12 protein-coding genes are annotated in these 18188 nt (G+C 50.6%); 2 read left to right on the top strand and 10 right to left on the bottom strand.

Annotation, left to right across the window (positions count from 1 at the left end; all coding sequences use genetic code 11):
- Window positions 1-15: 15 nt before the first annotated feature.
- The 3 genes from NGM62_RS10640 to NGM62_RS10630 all read right to left on the bottom strand — a co-directional run bounded on the left by NGM62_RS10640 (window position 16) and on the right by NGM62_RS10630 (window position 4156).
- The gene (locus tag NGM62_RS10640; protein WP_262247837.1) at window positions 16-2142 is read right to left on the bottom strand and encodes a SusC/RagA family TonB-linked outer membrane protein; all 2127 of its coding nucleotides are present in this window, start codon (window positions 2140-2142) and stop codon (window positions 16-18) included.
- A 254-nt stretch (window positions 2143-2396) separates the two neighbouring features.
- Window positions 2397-3479, bottom strand: coding sequence for a FecR family protein (locus NGM62_RS10635; protein WP_262247834.1), 1083 nt, complete (start codon window positions 3477-3479; stop codon window positions 2397-2399).
- A gap of 92 nt (window positions 3480-3571) precedes the next feature.
- Window positions 3572-4156 (bottom strand): RNA polymerase sigma factor, encoded by a 585-nt coding sequence (locus tag NGM62_RS10630; RefSeq protein WP_262247831.1) that lies wholly within the window; start codon window positions 4154-4156, stop codon window positions 3572-3574.
- 181 nt (window positions 4157-4337) lie between these two features.
- Between NGM62_RS10630 and NGM62_RS10625 the strand changes: the two genes are divergently transcribed.
- Both NGM62_RS10625 and NGM62_RS10620 read left to right on the top strand, forming a co-directional pair.
- Window positions 4338-5159, top strand: coding sequence for a helix-turn-helix domain-containing protein (locus NGM62_RS10625; protein ID WP_262247830.1), 822 nt, complete (start codon window positions 4338-4340; stop codon window positions 5157-5159).
- 70 nt (window positions 5160-5229) lie between these two features.
- Window positions 5230-5796: a YkgB family protein gene (locus NGM62_RS10620; protein ID WP_262247829.1), complete on the top strand. Its 567-nt coding sequence runs from the start codon at window positions 5230-5232 to the stop codon at window positions 5794-5796.
- On the opposite strand, the gene NGM62_RS10615 is transcribed toward NGM62_RS10620, so the two are convergent.
- From NGM62_RS10615 to NGM62_RS10585, 7 genes are all read right to left on the bottom strand, one after another.
- Window positions 5793-7502 carry a GMC oxidoreductase gene (locus tag NGM62_RS10615; protein WP_262247827.1) on the bottom strand — a complete coding sequence of 570 codons (1710 nt, stop codon included), beginning with the start codon at window positions 7500-7502 and terminating at the stop codon, window positions 5793-5795. The genes NGM62_RS10620 and NGM62_RS10615 overlap by 4 nt on opposite strands.
- Window positions 7503-7504: 2 nt before the next feature.
- Window positions 7505-8068, bottom strand: a complete 564-nt coding sequence (locus tag NGM62_RS10610) for a gluconate 2-dehydrogenase subunit 3 family protein (RefSeq protein ID WP_262247825.1) — start codon at window positions 8066-8068, stop codon at window positions 7505-7507.
- Between the two features lie 144 nt (window positions 8069-8212).
- On the bottom strand, window positions 8213-10051 hold the full coding sequence (locus NGM62_RS10605) for a carbon starvation CstA family protein (protein WP_262247822.1): 1839 nt from the start codon (window positions 10049-10051) through the stop codon (window positions 8213-8215).
- A gap of 54 nt (window positions 10052-10105) precedes the next feature.
- Window positions 10106-11758 carry an FAD-dependent oxidoreductase gene (locus NGM62_RS10600; RefSeq protein ID WP_262247821.1) on the bottom strand — a complete coding sequence of 551 codons (1653 nt, stop codon included), beginning with the start codon at window positions 11756-11758 and terminating at the stop codon, window positions 10106-10108.
- 34 nt (window positions 11759-11792) lie between these two features.
- Window positions 11793-13487: a RagB/SusD family nutrient uptake outer membrane protein gene (locus tag NGM62_RS10595; protein WP_262247819.1), complete on the bottom strand. Its 1695-nt coding sequence runs from the start codon at window positions 13485-13487 to the stop codon at window positions 11793-11795.
- A gap of 11 nt (window positions 13488-13498) precedes the next feature.
- Complete coding sequence (locus NGM62_RS10590) at window positions 13499-16768, bottom strand: SusC/RagA family TonB-linked outer membrane protein (RefSeq protein WP_262247818.1); 3270 nt, start codon at window positions 16766-16768, stop codon at window positions 13499-13501.
- Window positions 16769-17014: 246 nt separating this feature from the next.
- Window positions 17015-18166 carry a FecR family protein gene (locus NGM62_RS10585; protein WP_262247816.1) on the bottom strand — a complete coding sequence of 384 codons (1152 nt, stop codon included), beginning with the start codon at window positions 18164-18166 and terminating at the stop codon, window positions 17015-17017.
- Window positions 18167-18188: the final 22 nt, after the last annotated feature.

Genomic DNA, 18188 nt, shown 5'->3' with positions numbered 1-18188 from the left:
GGTTGATCAGCTAATTTAGCCATACAAATCGTCATAGAACCATTTACTTGCATAGTCGTAGTTCACTCGACCGAATGTCCCTATCAAGACGTTCATATTCGATGTACCTCCGACTTGTGGGTTGATTGACCCTGCATTCAATTCAGTCAGTGAATTACCCAAAAAACCTTCAATCAACGAGTTGAAAAATCGATCTTCGAATTTTTCAAAGCTGCTACCTAAAAGTACTTTCAGATGGTGCTGGCCAGCAAAGGAGGATTCGTAGTTCAAAGTGTTATATAGGGTTGTGTTAATCCCGTCTGCCTGATTTTTGTAAGCATGTCGGTTTTTATTTGGTGTATAATAATCAACCCGCTGTTCAGCAAGCGTTTTCACCTGATACATAAAGATGTCGGGTACAAAACGTTCTTCAAATGTAGAAAACTTCGAGAAGCCAATCTTGGCGTTGTATGTGATGCCAAAAGGCAAGGTAACTTCGGCACTGAAGTTTAGGATACCATTCAATCGTTTGGTGTTAAAAAAACCTTCATTTGCCCAAACCAACGGATGTCTGTACACATTATGGCCGGGCGATCGTATCCAAGTGTCGGCATATCTGCCGTCTTCAAGATAAGTTGGATGAAACCCTTGTGCCTTAAACACCATTTCCATCATTGTTCCCGCAGTGGTTGCCGGTTCGTTGCTATTTCGCTGAATAACGGAAAGATCGGTTCCAAGCTTCAACCATTCCTTATACCGGTAAGTCAGCCCTGATCTAACGGAAAACCGTCCTCCACCGGTACCCATCAATACCCCTTCCTGATCAAGATAACCACCGGACACCGAGAAACCCAGCTTATCGGTTCCCCCAGAAATCCGCAGATTATGCTCTTGGATGAGCGCATTATTAAACATGATATCGATCCAATCATTACGCGGATACACATAAGGGTCCGTCCCGTTGCGATACTCGTCGATATCTTCAACCGAATAGAAGGGTTGCATTTTACCAGCATTGTAGCCCGCTTGGTTTCTTAATTCCATGAACCGGACTGGGTCCTTAACCGTCTCAGGCAAATATGTAGGGGCCTGCACGCCCACATAGTTATTATAATTGATAGCCGTCTCGCCCGCCGAACCGGATTTCGTTGTTACAAGGATAACACCGTTTGCCGCCCGGTTACCGTAGATTGAGGCTGAAGCCGCATCTTTGAGAACCGATATATTTTCTATATCATTTGGATTAATATCAGACAAAGGAAACTCAATCCCATCTACCAATACCAACGGATTATTGTTGTTGAACGTCCCCTGTCCGCGAATCCTTAAAGTAGCGCCGTCTTTCCCCGGTTGCCCGCCTGCTTGGTTAACGTATACACCTGTTACCCCCTGCAGGGCCTGGGTCGAATTGGTAATCGGCCTGTTGGCTAAATCTTTTGCAGAAATGGAACTCACCGATCCCGTAACATTTATCTTCTTCTGCGTTCCATATCCCACAACGACAACTTCATCCAAATCACTTACGACAGCCTTCATGGAAATATTGACTACGTTTTGACCTCCAATGGCATGTTCTATGTCGTCAAATCCAACCATCGTAAATACCAATACGCTACTACCGCCCGTCACATTGAGCCGAAAATAACCATTCACATCAGTAATCACTCTTGATTCTGTTCCTTTCAAAGCTACCGTAACCCCTTCCAGGGGCACATCTGATTCATCAGTTACCCGACCGGTGATTTGTCGTTCTTGGCGCATTTCACGTTCACCGTTCATTAAAGCGGCAGCTTTCTTTTCTTTAGCTTGCCCAATCAGGATTGTTTTCTCCCGGATATCATATGTTAACGCTTGGTTATCCAATACTCTTGCAAGAAACGCTTCTAAAGGCATTTGCTTAACAGAAATGTTCACTGGTTTAGTATGTCTGAGAAACCGAACATTATATACAACATTATAATCCGTTTGCCGTTGGATAGCATTGAACACATCCTTCAAGGTAGATTCTTTAGCTTCAAGTGTAATTGTTTGCGAATAGGACGCGGCGCTGAGGTGCAAACACCCAACCAATAAGAACACCGCCGTTAATTTCATAATGAACAAAAATTGATTTACGCCCTGCCAACTATTGCTGGATTTCAGGGCATTTACGATTATACTCATGGCTTACATTTGCCACTGCATACTAAGGGGACAACGCATTTATCATTTGTCCAATACGTTCCTTATACCTAAGTTTGCAGTGATTGGATAATAAAGTGTTAATTACTATTTACTCTTACGTGTGTTATCCAACATCGCAGGGGAGATGGTGGTGCATCTTCCCTGTATGTTTTTTTCCGATACCGCTGATCATGTTGTATCTTTCTCTTTCATCACATCTTGGTTTAAATTAGTCATATAATTGATTTACTCACTCATTCAATAATTAGCCGGTCTCCTTCGATTCGGTATTTTACTTCCGAAATCCGAAGCAGGTCCAATACCGTCCGGAGGCTCACATTCCTGGATAACGTGCCGTTAAACATCTCGTTCGGAATCTCCTTCTCATAAGCCACGTCGATGTCGTACCACCTGGACATCTGGGTCATCATCTCCGAAAGGGGCGTATTATGAAAATGGAAATTACCGTCCTTCCAGGCGATATATGGGCCCACATCCACCTGCTGCTTACGTATTGTCGCCCCCTGCAGCACACTTTGTTCATTGGGAGCTAAAAACATGCGCTCCCCACTGGCGTTGATCTGCAGCGCCACCCTACCTTCCACCAAGGTGGTTTTCACTTCGGCATCATCGGCATACGCAGCCACGTTGAACTCGGTGCCCAGCACCTCGATTTGTTGGCCATGGCTCACCACCCGAAACGGCCTGGCCGCATCTTTCGTCACCGCAAAATAGGCTTCGCCTTCAAGCTCAACCACACGCTCTTTACCGTCGAACCGAGAAGGATACTGGAGCGTAGACGCCGCGTTCAACCATACCTTCGTACCATCAGCGAGCGTAATCTGGTAAGTTCCGCCTTTCGGCGTAGACAGCACGAGCGGGATAATCTCTTCAGCTTCCAGATCAACCAACTCCTCCGCACCCTCTTCATACAATATACGCTCATTCCCAACCACAATACCCGACTGCATTTCGCTCAGATCGATTTTTCGGCCATCGGCCAATGTGAGCGTGGCCCGATTTCCGCCCGGCGGAATATCACCCGGTGTCAGGACCATCTCGGACTCAGGACTTTCAGCCGAATCGTCGTTAAAATTCCATATAAGCGTGGTTATTAGAATCGCAGCTGCCGCAGCTACATAAGGAAACCATCGCAGCCATCGTCTCTTTGCTTCCGTACGTTCCGCAGCGAACCGTTCGGCCAGATCATCAAGCCCATGGGCTTCGTTCGCCGCATACTGATTAAACCATACGTGCAAGCGCGCCTGCTCCTCGGGTGTACATCGGCCTGCTCGGTACCGTTCAAATAATTGCCTGATTTTTTCTTGCTCTTGCATGCTAATTTACAATTGGCCCCCAAAGGTTCTCATCCCTTTTAATAGTTATACTAATGGGGGGAGTAAAGGTTATAGTCGACTTGAAACTTTTTCTAAAAAAGTAATAAGACGGATACCAACCGCTGCAATTTGCCGCGCAGAATGCGCATGGCTTGGTGTTTGTGTTGTTTTACGGTACCCTCGCTGATAGCCATACGCTCGGCGATTTCCTTATTGCTTAAGTGGTCATTCCAAGAAAGTTCATACACTTCGCGCATCTTGGGAGGTAACTGGCTGATTTTCTCTTCCAACAGTTGCTCCAATTCGCGTGCAAGTACGGCTTCCTCGGTAGTGCTGACAGCTTGCTGTTCGAAAGCAAGATAAGAGTTGATGTATTCATCGAAGTGCTTGCTGCGGCTCAACACGGTGAGAATCCGGTTACGCAAAACCGTGTAGAGGTAGCCTTTGATATTGCCTTTTGTGTCTATCCGGTCAGCGTGCTGCCATACGGTCGCGAACAATTCCTGCACAGCGTCGTGCGCCTCTTCATCATCGCGTAATAAATGGTAGGCCGAAAGGTACATCGCTTTACGATGCCGTTCATAAAATCGTGTGTATGCTTCCCTGTCGCCCTGCTGGATACGCAAGACAAGTGCTTCATCGCTTGAAGCCTTTGAGCAAAAGTAGCTTTGGTCCATAATTCCTCCCGTTTAACCAGTGATGAGAACCTTAAGGAGTAAAAGGCGCCACTACATTTATATATTGATTAGCTTCGCTTCCACAAACATACTTAAAAAAATATTGAAAATCCAAGGGTTGAAACAAAATATCAAACCGACAATCATTTTAATCTGCTATTTTTGACCTATGCAATTTTGTGTGGACACCGTAAATTTACAAACGAGTACCCCCCAGGAAGACAGCTCATGCTATCAGATCATCTTGCTGGCCCACCCCGCGGAATTTGTTGTCGACTTCACAGAATATAAGAACACATCCACAGCTTTATTGTTCCTCAGCCCTTACCAGCATCTCGCTTGGCAATCCGCACCCACGGAACCTGCCACGCGGGTATTGTTCCACGGCGACTTTTACTGCATTGAGTTCCACAAAAAGGAAGTCGCCTGCAACGGACTGCTATTCAACAATATTTACCTGCAACCCGTTGTTCCTGTCGACGGGAGTGTTTATCGGGAGATTGAGCTGATCGTCGACAAAATGCGTGTAGAAGACGGTGCTGACGCTGCGTTTTCCGAGTCGGTCATTAAAGCCTACCTTCAACTCATCCTCGCGCTGGCCAGCAAGGCCAAAAAACAGCTGATTGATGCCAGCCCATTGATTGATCCCAGCCTCGAAGGCGCCGAGGGCTTGCTATTCCAGCAACTGCTGGAGGATTTTTTTACCATCAATCGGTCTACCCAGTTTTATGCCGAAAGGCTAAACCTCAGCCTAAGCGCTTTCGGCAAGAAAATAAAACAGCAGCTTGGCAAAACCCCTTCTGCCTTCATCCAGGAACGTGTCATACTGGAATCCAAAAAGCAACTGCACCTTACCTACCTATCCGTCAAGGAAATTGCTGCCAAGCTGGGCTTTGATGACGAGCATTATTTCAGCAGGTACTTCAAAAAATATGTAGGTATTTCGCCATCAAGCTTCCGGGAACAGGTTGGCATTTCTATCGTAGCGCAAAAAAGTCCATGATGAAGCCGCGATTGTCCATGTGATGGGCCGGTCAAACCAGCTACTTTTGTTCGCTTAAACATTGAGTTACATGAATTATTTGGTTGATTTTTTGATACGGGGGCAACGGAACTTCATTCATTTCGCGCGAATTGCCATTTTTATCGTCATGGCGTGGATTGGCGGACTGAAAGCATTCCAATACGAGGCCGATGGCATTGTTCCTTTTGTGGCAAATAGCCCTTTTATGAGTTTCTTCTATGCGAAGGACGCCCCCGAGTACCAACAGTATAAAAACCCAGAGGGAAAGACGGTTACTAAAAACATTGAGTGGCACCGAGCCAATAACACCTATTTATTTTCGTACGGCCTGGGTACCGTCATCGTTATCATCGGTCTGTTGACCCTCGCCGGTATCTGGTCGGCCAAATTGGGTGTCATAGGTGGGCTATTGACCGTGGTTATGTCAATCGTTACCCTGTCCTTCCTTATTACGACGCCCGAAGTGTATGTACCCAATTTAGGGGGTGATTTCCCCACCCCACAGCACGGGTTCCCGTATCTTTCCGGCGCGGGGCGATTGGTATTGAAAGACGTAATCATGATGGCAGCCGGCCTGATTGTTGCCGCCGATGCTGCCCAGCGGATACGCCGCTAACCTTGCTTCAGTTCCTGCACTGCGTGATTCACGGCACGTGCCGCAAGCGCCATGTAGGTAAGCGTGGGATTCTGCGTTGCCGTGGAGGTCATGCAGGCACCGTCGGTCACGTATACATTTTTGCACAGGTGTAGCTGGTTCCATTTGTTCAGCAGTGAGGTCTTCGGGTCGTGGCCCATGCGCACTCCGCCCATCTCATGGATATCGTTCCCAGGCCGGCGGCCGTCGTCTTGGGTTTTGATGTTGGTAAACCCGGCGGCTTCGTACATTTCCGTCATCCGGTCGTAGTAATCCTGCCGGCGCTGCCAGTCGTCATCAGCATAATCGACAGACACATGCAGCAGCGGTACGCCCCATTTATCTTTCTTGTCTGCATCCAGCCACACACGGTTCTCTTCCTTCGGGATAGTCTCGGCCATCATGTGCGAGTGTACCCGCCAGTTGCTCCACTTCCCGTTGAGGAGGCCCGCCTTCAGCGCACCGCCCACCCCGCTGCTGTCGCGGTTTTCGTACCGGCTGGCACCGAATGCAGCTGCCCAGCCGCGGAGGAAATCAGTTTCCTGCTTTTCCACGTTCCTGAAGTTGGGGATATAACCACCTCCGGCAGGATTCCGCCCATCGGTACGGTATTGGAGCAAGCCGTCATATTCCGCACTGATCCGGGCCGTATAATTATGGAAGGCCACAAACTTGCCCATCAATCCGTTGTCATTCCCCAAACCATTGGGAAACCGATCGGAAACCGAGTTGAGCAGGATCAGGTTGGTATTCAATGTCGACCCGTTCACGAAAACTACCTTCGCGTAGAAATCGATCTCTTCCAACGTGTTGGTATCGATTACTTTCACCCCGGTAGCCTGGCCGGATTCCTCATCATACAGCACCGAATGTGCTACCGAATGGGGGCGAAGTGTAAGGTTGCCGGTTTTCTGTGCCCAGGGTATGGTGGAGGCGTTACTGCTGAAATAGCCGCCGAACGGGCACCCGCGCTGGCATAGTATCCGATTCTGGCATTGCACCCGCCCTTGTTCGATGTGGATGGGCTGCGGTTTCGAAAGGTGCGCACACCGTGCGCTGATGATATGTCGCCCCTTGAAGTGCCGATCTACCGAATTACGGAAATGGTCTTCCACGGCATTCAGAGGGTATCCTGGCAGGAATTCGCCGTCTGGCAGGGTTGCCAACCCGTCTTTGTTCCCCGCAATGCCGACGAACCGTTCCACATAGCTATACCATGGTGCGATATCGGCATAGCGTATGGGCCAATCCACAGCAAAACCATCACGGGCAGGTCCCTCGAAATCGTATTCACTCCACCGCTGCGTCTGCCGCGCCCATAGCAGGGTCTTGCCCCCCACTTGGTAGCCCCTTATCCAATCGAAATCTTTTTCCTGGATATAGGGATGCTCATCGTCTTTCACGAAAAAGTGCCGTGAGTCTTCCCGGTAGGCATAGCACCGGTTTGCAATGGGATTGGCCATTTTGTCTGCATGGGTGATCTCCCCGCGGTGCTCCAGTTCATACGGATAAAGGTTCGTGGTTGGATAATCTTTTACATGTACCACATCGCGGCCACGCTCCAAAAGCAGTGTCTTCAGCCCCTTTTCTGTTAATTCCTTCGCTGCCCAGCCTCCGCTTGCCCCGGAACCTATCACAATGGCATCAAACGTACGTTCCTTCACACTGTCTATAGCAATATTCGCCATACCTACCAGCCTTCTACTTTTTCGGTTGAACCATCGGCTGTTTCCATCGGGAAATAGCCATTATATCTACCCGGCACCAGCTCATACTTGACCAGGTTTGTCATCACGTACTGCGAATTCATATACCCCTGGATAGTCCGCCTCTTCAGCAGCGAGAAAAACTTACCCACAGCATCGCCTGCATCTCCGATACGCTCCAGTAACCGCTCGCGGCGTTCATTTTCGGCATCCCCGAAAGGGACTCCAAGCTCGTTCCTGGCCCAGCCGTCGAACGATTGCAGCCCCCTGACAAACGATTGCTGGTCTTCCGGGCTGTGGCAGTCGTCCACCATTTTCAGTACGAAAAGGTGCAGCAGCAACTCACGACCACCCGGTGTATCGGTTGTGGGGATCAGTGTCTCAACGAGTATTTCCAACAACGTCTCGTCCTCATCACTGACCTTTAAGTTTACCAATTCGATACTGGCACGGCCGGATTGCCGGAAACATGCCGGGAGCACCAATGTACCCCCGGCAATATATAACATCGTACGTATGGAAGCCCTACGGTTCATGTATTTTCTCATCGCTTTGCATGGGCAAACTTAGATAAATTCGCTTTTATATGCAATCGCATCATCACCCTACCAATTCCTTCACGGTTTCGCCGTAGGCATCGGTCTTNGCATGGGCAAACTTAGATAAATTCGCTTTTATATGCAATCGCATCATCACCCTACCAATTCCTTCACGGTTTCGCCGTAGGCATCGGTCTTGTCGGCAGGCATGCCCAGCAGCCGGTACCACTTCCGGAACGCGCCGATGAAAACGATGAGCATCAGCACCATCGCCAACACCGCCAGCGAGGCCAGCAGGTACTGGCCGTTGGGCAGGTAAATATCCATCACCTGCGCATAACCCGCCCAGAACGTGATCACCGCCATGAACACCCCGGGTATAGCCGAGCAAAGCGCATATTTCCCACGGTTCAGCCGGATCAGCATCGTGGTGCAAACAATCAGCCCGCACGCAGCCAGCAGCTGGTTGCTGATACCGAACAGCGGCCAGATGCTGCTTACATTGCCCGTGTAGACCAGGTACCCCCAGGCGAACGTGAACAGCAACCCCGCGATGATGCCCCCAGGGGCCCAGTTTGTGTCGCGGAATCTGGGGATCACCCCACCAAGCATCTCCTGCAGGAAGAAACGTCCCACGCGCGTACCAGCATCGATAGCCGTCAGGATGAACACCGCCTCGAACATCACCGCGAAGTTGTACCAGTATGCTATCACCTCATCCATGAACGGGATCCGGTTGAAGATGTGGGCCATGCCCACAGCCAGCGAAACCGCCCCGCCAGTGCGCCCCTGAAGCTCCACGCCGATCTTCTCCACGAAATACGGAAGGTCCACCTGGTGGAGGTCCGGGTGGGCCGCCAGGAATGCGTCGTAGGCTGCCGTGGGTGTGTTGATCGCGAAGTAGTCGCCCGGCATCAGCGTGCAGGCCGCGATCAGGGCCATCAGCGCAACGAACCCTTCAACCAGCATCGCACCGTAGCCCACGAAAAGGATGTCCCGCTCGTTGCCCAGCATCTTCGGCGTGGTGCCCGTGGCAATGATGGCATGGAAACCCGAGATGGCACCGCAGGCGATCACGATGAAGATGAACGGAAGCACCGGACCGCCGATGACCGGGCCGCCACCGGCCGCAAACTCCGTGAGTGCAGGCATCTCCAGCACCGGGTGCACGAAAACGATGCCCACCGCCAGCAACAGGATCGTGCCGATCTTCAGGTAGGTCGACAGGTAGTCGCGCGGCACCAGCAGCAGCCACACCGGAAGCACCGAGGCCAGGAAACCATACACCGCGATGGCTATTGAAATTGTCTCTACGTTCCAATGGAACAGGCTGGCGATGGCTTCATGCTCCATCAGCCCGTGCCCGCCGATGATGGCCGCGATCAGCAGCGCGCCCCCAAGGATGCTCGCCAGCGTGACGCTGCCGGCACGGTAGCGCATGATCAGCCCCATGATCACCGCGATAGGCATCGTGGCGATCACCGTGAACAGCGACCACGGGGCCTCGTGCATCGCACCGATGCAGGCCAGCGAAAGACCCGCCAGTGTAAGGATGAGGATGAACAGCACGGCAACACCGGCGATGGCACCCGTGGTGCGGCCGATCTCCCTGCTGGCAATCGTGGCCAGGCTCTGGCCTTTGTGCCGCACCGAGGCGAACAGCACCACCATGTCATGCACCCCGCCGCCCAGCACGCAGCCGATCAGGATCCACAGCGCTCCCGGTAGATAGCCGAACTGTGCCGCAAGCACCGGGCCCACCAGAGGTCCCGCAGCGGCAATCGCCGCAAAGTGGTGGCCGAAAAGCACATTGCGGTCCGTGGCAACGTAGTCACGGCCGTCGGCCAGCGATACCGCCGGAGTAGCGTTGGCCGAATTAAGCCGCAAAACACGGTTGGCCATGAAGATGCCGTAGAAACGGTAGGCAATCGCAAAGATCAAAAGCGATGCGAAAACAAGGGTGAGCGCGTTGACGCCGTTGAGGAATTCCATCAATTCGGTTTTATCATCCGGTGGTTATACTTATGATTAGGGGCCAAATATAAATTATTCGACTGATGCAGACAACACCTGTTTCTCGGCTAGCAGCCCCTTTTCAAGTGCCGCATATTCCACGTCCTGCACATCCGTTCCGTTATCGATTGCCAACGAGGCAGCCAATGCGGCACTCTGGCCCAGGATCATGAACACTGGTTCCATGCGGATCGAGCCGAATGCGATGTGCGAGCTCGACAGGCAGACCGGGACCAACAGATTCGTACATTCTTCTTGTTTCGGAACCAGCGAGCCATACGAAATCTGGTAAGGCTGCCCCGGCGAAACACCGATATCCCCTTCGTTCTGCACATAACCGTTCGGCTTTATGTAACGCTGCACGTTGTGCGAATCCAGCGTGTAGGAACCCATGCCTACCGGGTCGGTAACCGCGCGTTCGCTGAACGTGTCATGCTCGGTCATCACGTATTGCCCCACCATCCGGCGTGCCTCGCGGATGTACAGCTGGTGTGGCCAGTTACCGTTGTCCGTAAACTCGTCAGCGGCCAGGCCCCATTGCGCCATCTCCGCCCGCACATCCTCCGGCACCTGCGGGTCGTTCGCCAGGAAATACATCAACCCTTTCTGATAGTCTTCGTGTTCCTTGATGATTTCCTTCCGGCGCTCATAGCTGCCCTCGGGGTAGTCGTAGTTCATCCCGATGAAATCCGTGCTGAACGGGCCATGGTTGTTCGTATCGGTCTTCCGGTTCGGGATCGGATCGAATTTCCGGAACGTTTCCCGCCAGCCCGAGGCGAATACCCGTGCCAGCAGCTCGTAATGCTCAGCGTTGTAATTGTCGGGCTTGGGGAAAGCCACCCGGTTATCCGGGTGATTGCTCAGGCACATCCGGAAGCAATAGGCTTGCACGCGGTGGTCGCCCTCGCCGTATTTCCCCGGGTGCTCGCCCGATACACCATACAGTAGTCCACTGGTGCTGTCGCCGGGCACCTTATACGGACTGATATCACTTTTGAACCAGTGACCATGGTGCAGCACGCCCGTCTGCACCCCGTTCCATTTCTCGTCATACGTGCTGTTCGCCTCCCGGCCCACGTGGTAGCTCACCCCTGCAGCTGCCATCAGGTCGCCCTCATAGGTCGCGTCGATGAACACCTTGCCGGTATACGTATTTCCGCTCAGCATGGTAATGGAAACAATCCGGCCATCCTGCTTCACCACCCCGCTTTCGCGGTCGAGCCACTCATCGCGGCGAACGTCAAGGTCGTATTCCCTCACATAATCTTCAAAGACCTGCTCCGCTACGTGCGGTTCAAAAATCCACATGGTGCGGGCATCGCCATCCATCGCCGGCGTGCCCTGGCCTTTATTGCCATATTCCGAATGTTGCTGCCACTTCCAGGCGGCACTGTCATCGTAATGCAGGTACACCCGGTGGTAGAAATCGCGCGCGAGCCCTCCGATGACCGATTTATTGCCGGTATCCGTAAAACCCAAACCGCCCGATGACAGGCCACCGAGATGCGTATCGGGTGAGACCACAATAACTGATTTGCCCGATTTCTTGGCCTGCACTGCAGCGGTGATGGCGGCCGAGGTGCCGCCGTAGATGATGATATCGGCTCCCAAGTCCGGCTGGTCGGACGTACTACATGACAGGCAGTTGAAAGAAAACAGCACAATCCATGTTAATTTGCTTATCATTTTACTTTTCATATTCATACGATCGTCCATCTGTTTAGTTGTATCCCGGATTCTGTTTTAGTTCTGCCCCAATGTTTGCGTCAATTTCACTTTGCGGGATTGGGAAAAGCTGATGATGCTCCTGGATGTCATCAGCATTATAGCGATTGTATTTCACCGTGTTTGTGTACAGGCGCCCCACCCTGCTCAACGTCAGTCGGCGCTTTTCTTCCATACCTAACTCGCGGAGGCGCTCATCCAAAATGAAATCCAGATCAATGGCGGCCGCGTCTACGGGAATCGCACCAGCTCGCTCTCTAACAGTATTGACGTCGGCCGCAGCAGAACCAGCATTCCCACTCATCATGTATGCCTCGGCACGAAGCAAATAGGTTTCGGCCAACCGCATGTCATACCAATCTGTATACGTAACGCCGGCTGCATCCCGGAGCTGCATGGTCTCTGAGTCAAGAATCATATTGACCGGATGGTCTCCAGGTGTCGTGACTTTTGTCTGATATGGATAAATACCTCGAGACCACATACCAAAATTTTCCAATCGGTATTGGTTTTCATCGGTGTTGATATCAAAGTAAACATTTTGGTATCTTTCGGGGCCATTCGGATTGTTATACCATATACCACGTGGAAAGTTGTATTCCGACACGCGCATGTCCCGATAGTCTATGTCTCCCTCTTCGTCATACCAGATTTCGTTAGAAAAATGGAATGTGGGTGTTAACCAACCGACGCCACGACCGTTGTGCGATGTCCAAAGAAAGCCTTCTGCTATCAGGTTTCTATTATCCGGATCGGTGGCCAAAGGCGTGTTCGGCGCATGAAACCGCTCCAAATGATACCCTGTCCTTGCTGTCGACAATTGCCCACCCCCAATAACATCAGGCTCAAACTGGATAATGAAAATGCCCTCTGTATTGCCGCTACTTCGGTTTTGGTTGTTTCGTTGGAAGAGGTCCCAATAAACATCGCCCGGCTCGTTACTGCGTGAGCCAAAGCGCGATGTCATTAATGCCAGTGCAGGATTATCAATCACGAGACTGCCGGCGGCGATTGCCAGTTCATATTCCCCGGCTGCGAGAGCCGATTCGGCCAACAAATGGTTGGCCGCTTCTTTGGAAACCTTTCCTGCCGCTACCTCGGCGATGTCCGGCAAGTGGGCTGCTGCAAATTGCAAATCCTCGACCATTTGCAGGATGACCTCTTCCTTGGTGGCGCGTACAAAATCATTTCTCGGAGAGGTAATCTCTTCCAAAATCACTGGGACTCCCCCATACAGATAAACAAGATATTTATAAGCCAATGCACGGAAAAAGCGTGCTTCCGCAGCTATTTGATGCTGCCTTTCCGATGGCACTTCTGATGTAGGTAACCTGCTTAGAATTGTGTTGGCATTGGCGATAATCTTATAATTTCCGTTCCAGTGGTACAAAACCTTGGCTGCAGTCGGATCCAGCGTAGCCGGATAGTCGCTGAAAAACCGAACAACGCCGTCCTGACCGCTGTGCGTGATATCCGTGCCCCAAAAGAAATCAAATGCGTTGTCATTACCACTGTAGTTTAAGCTTCGATAATTCTGGTAAAGCATGACTAAAGCAGATTCAAAATGAGCTTCTGTTACATACATGTTGTCTGCCGTGTATGTACCTGAAGGGCTTTCCCTGAGTATCTCGGCTTCCTTGCAAGCGATCAAGGGTAAAGTGAAAAGGCAGAAAACAATAAATCTATTCATAATAACAAAGTTTAAAAGGTTAACTCCAATCCAAAGGTGTAATAACGCATGACGGGGCGGCCGTTATAACCAATGCCCATTGCAGTCTCAGGGTCCCACCCATTCCACCTCGTCCAGGTGAACAGGTTTTTCCCCGATAGGGTAGCCGTCAGGTTCGACAGTTTAAGTTTTGAGAGTAAATCGGGTTCGAAATTGTAAGATAAAATAAGATCCTGAAGTCGCACGAAACTGCGACTCTCATAAAGAGCAGGATTGATCGAACTTGTTCCTGCCGGGCTTCTGAAGCGTGCACCCGGATTGCTTGGTGTCCAAAAATCCACTTCCTCCCAAATACCCATTTGGGAAATATTCTGGGGGCTATTGGCACCAAAGGGTTCATTTGCTCCCAAATACCCGGTCTTGCCTCCTTGTATTGAATTGATAAAGACTTTCAAAGAAAAATCTTTGTATTTCAAATGGTTATGTATGCCAAAATGATACAGCGGGTCGGTCATACCCAGAATAACGCGGTCACTAGCGGACAAGACACCATCACCATTTCGGTCGATAATGCGATAGCTTCCCACATAATATCCAGCGGGTATATCGTCTCCCAATTGGTAGATGCCGTCAACGTCATAGCCGAACACCGCACCGACGGCTTCACCGATAAACAGATTACTTGCAATTAAATCATCTTCCCGCCCATCGCCGTCAATATCACCGAGCAATCTTTCAATACGGTTTCTGTTGTGCGACACATTTCCTGTCACTGTCCAACGGAAATCAGCAGACTGGAAAGGTATGGCGGTAACGGCTATCTCGAGACCACGGTTGCCAATCTGACCAATGTTACTGATGATGGAATTGAACCCCGTGAGAACGGGTAATTCCATATTCCAGATCAAATCGCGCGTGGTGGTCTGGTAGTATTCCACATTTCCGGAGACACGGCCCCCGAAAATCTCGAAATCCAAGCCCGCATTGGAACCGCGTGTCCGTTCCCACCTCAGATCGTTGTTTGGCAAACTTGACGGAGCATGACCAAAGGAGGTTTGTCCACCATCACCGAACACATAGGCTCCTGATGCAGATATTCTGGCCAAAGAGCTATATCGCCCAACCAGATTTCCATTCACGCCATAGCTGAAGCGGAGCTTCAAATGATCCAGCCAAGCAGCGTCACTCATAAAAGGCTCCTCAGACGCCGTCCAGGCGGCGGCAACCGAAGGGAAGTGGCCAATTTTCTCATTTTCGGCGAAGCCAGAAAAGCCATCCCGTCTGAGAGTAGCTGTAATATAATATTTAGAAAAAGCAGCGTAGTTCAGACGGGCCATTTGGTAAAGGGATGTTTCCTCCCAAGAGCCTGAAGTAGTGAATTGGTTAATTCCCTGTGACAGGTCATTATACCCCAATGTCTGGTTTGCGATATCCGTGGCCCTTGCCGTAGTCGATTCAGCCTGATGATGCGTCTTCCCAATTACGAATGTGGCATGGATATGATGGTTACCTCCGATTTGTCGCGAATAGTTCAGGATATTGTCGAATGTATAGTTATAGAACTCACCATTGTATTTCTGTACTTCACCGGTTTCGTTAAGTGCATATGGGTTTGAACGGAACTGCCGCGTCCAACGGAGGGCGTTGCCGTAGTTGATGTCCCACGTCAGCCCCGGCAAAAACGGGGCTTTAATCTTTACATAGAAGTTGCCGAAGAGCTCGTTGCGCCGATCCAGGTCATCGATATATAGGGGGATGAGCGGGTTAGAGGTACCCCCGCCGAACTCGGTAATCAAGCTACCGTCTTCATCAAATGGAAAGCGTAAGGGGCCGGATTGGGTCAGTTGCGAGATGTTTGGCGACGCATCCGAATAATCCGAGAATGTACCGAACGTTTGGGCGCCCACATTTAACCAATCAGTAATTTGTGATTCCACATTCATTCTAGCAGATTTCCGGTTAAATTTATCGTTGATGATGAAATTCTGTTGGCGGTCGTACCCCAATGAGAGAAAATAGTTTGTTCTGGCCGAGGAGCCTTGTATATTCGCATTATGCTGCTGAATCATGGCGTCAGTCGTGCCCAATTGCCACCAGTCCGTATCAACACCCTCTTGGAAACCGCGCACTACAACAGGCGTGGAGAAAGGTTGAGTTTCCAAGATGTTAAAATCTTCATTTGGCTGCAAATAATTGGATTCTTCGGTATAGGCATCCATCCAAAATATGTCATGGATCATACGCAGATACGATTCTCGGTTGCGCGTTTGGAGCATGTTGGATGGTTCACCAAATGAATATGAACCCGTATACGTAATTATTGGTTTTTCACTTACCCCCTTCTTTGTGGTGATTAGGATAACGCCATTCGCAGCCTGTGCGCCGTAAATCGCTTTACTACTAGCATCTTTTAGGATGTCTATCGATCTGATGTCATTCGGGTTAATGCTGGTAAGACTTCCATAGAAAATAATACCATCCAATATAACCAATGGGTTTTTATTACCGGAAAGGCTTGTCCTGCCCCGGACAGAAATAGCCGGGTTTTCACCTGCTTCGTCCGTCATCCCAACATTTAAGCCGGGAACCGTACCTTGCAGGGATTGCATCACATTAACATTGGGAGTACCGCGCAACGCATCCATATCCGCTGAGGCTATAGACCCCGTTAGATCGCTTCGCTTTTGGGTTCCGTACCCCACTACTACCACTTCTTCGAGATCGCTTACCGCCGCGGTCATCGTCACGTGGATGGTTGAATCGGTGCCGGCAGGCTGTTCCAACGTATGGAACCCCAGCATGGAGAACACCAATGTGGTTCCTTCTTGATTAATCGGTAGTCGGTAGTTCCCAGACGCATCAGTGGTCACCGCAACGGGGGTACCTTTAATGGATACCGTTACCCCCACCAGCGGGCTGCCTCGTTCATCGCGTACACTTCCAGTAATTACGCGTTCCTGATTCGGCTGTTCCGCGCCGACCCCCAACTCGTCCGTTTCAGGGGCGGGGTTCAATTTCGCGATGAGGATGGTCCGTTCCTTGATTTGATAGGTCAGCGCCTCAGGGGTTAATATCGTTTCCAGGAAATCGGCCAATGCCATCTGCCTGGCCACGATAGTGACGGGCTTTACAGACTTGATAAACCGGTCGCTATAAATAACCTGGTAGCCGGTTTGCTTTTCGACCGTTTCAAAGATCTTCGTAATCGGCTGGTTATTCACACGGAGCGTAACGGTTTGCGAGAGCGATCTGGCGCTCAGGTGCATACACCCTGCAATAATCAATAGCGTGGTTATTCTCATGATTCGGAATAATTGGGCTAGTTCGTCGGGCAGTTTTTTCCTGCACGACGGGTCATTTACATAATTTATCATTACGTTTGTAAGGTTTGGATATTGGATATCCGGTTTCTAATACTTGGTTATTCACTCAATATCTGGACTTCACGGGGAAGTGGTGATGACACTTCCCTGTTTTATTGTCCGGCTCTTCGTTATTCCATCTTCATATGCTTATTCATTTTTAATTGGGTTTAAAAAATCAGTTAACTACTCGATAATCAGTTTATTTCCTTCCAGCCGGTAGGCGATTTCAGACACTTTCAGTAAGTCGAGCACCGTGAGCAGGGTCACGTCCCGCCGCATCCGTCCGCTGAACGTATCTGTCGGGACATCGCTTTTATAGACAATCTCCACGTCGTACCACCGCTCGATCTGGCCCATCATTTCCACGAAGGGCGTATGTTTGAAATGGAACATACCCGCTTTCCAGGCAATGTATTGGGCCACCGGCACGCTGCTGATCCCAGTGGACGTACCGTGGGTGGTACTCTGCTCGCCCGGCGACAGCCTCCTTTTCACGTTAGATCGGCTATTCTCGACTTGCACACTACCTTCCACCAAGGTGGTCTTTGTTTCCGCGTCGCCTGGATAGGCTGAAACATTGAACTCCGTACCCAACACTTCGACTTCCTGTCCGGCGCTCACCACCTTAAAGGGCCTATTCGCATCTTTCGCCACCGAAAAGTAGGCTTCGCCGGTCAGTTCCACCACCCGTTCCTTACCCACAAAATGTGGCGGGTACTTCATCGTAGATGCCGCGTTCAGCCATACTTGGGTACCGTCTGAAAGCGTAATTTGATAGGTCCCCCCTTTTGGTGTACTTAGTTCCAATAGCGTGATGCCACCACCACCCACTTCGGCCAGCGGGTTGCCATCGTTATAGGTAATCTCATCGCCACCGATGACGATGCCGTCTCGGGCTTCATCCAGGGTTATCGTGCGGCCATCGGCCAGGGTGAGTGTAGCACGATTACCCCCGGGCGGGATATCGTGATTACTTTCCATTATCGCTGCGATGGGCTGATCTGGCTTCTGCGTCATCAAATAGATGGTCACGGCTGTTGCCACGAACACCAATACGGCTGCAGCAGCAGCCCACGTCTTATACCACGCACTTTTCTTTGTGCTAATAGCTGCTTGAAATCTTAGGTAACCTTCGTTTACATCAAAGTCATCAAACGCAGATAACGCATCGTTTATGGATTGGCCGCTACGGATGGCTGTGTAAATTTCTTGATGCTTATCATCTTTCAGCCAATCGTCAAGCACCGCCTGTTCAGCCGGTGTAATCGTTCCGCTGAGTGAGCGAGCAATGATTCGCCCAATAATTATCGAAGTATTCTCCTTGTTAAAATCCATCCGCCATATTGGTCATTATATA

It is taken from the genome of Parapedobacter soli, assembly GCF_025460835.1.
Lineage (GTDB): Bacteria > Bacteroidota > Bacteroidia > Sphingobacteriales > Sphingobacteriaceae > Parapedobacter > Parapedobacter soli.
The sequence above is the reverse complement of the archived record's forward strand: the minus strand, read 5'-3'. Positions and strand labels throughout refer to the sequence as shown.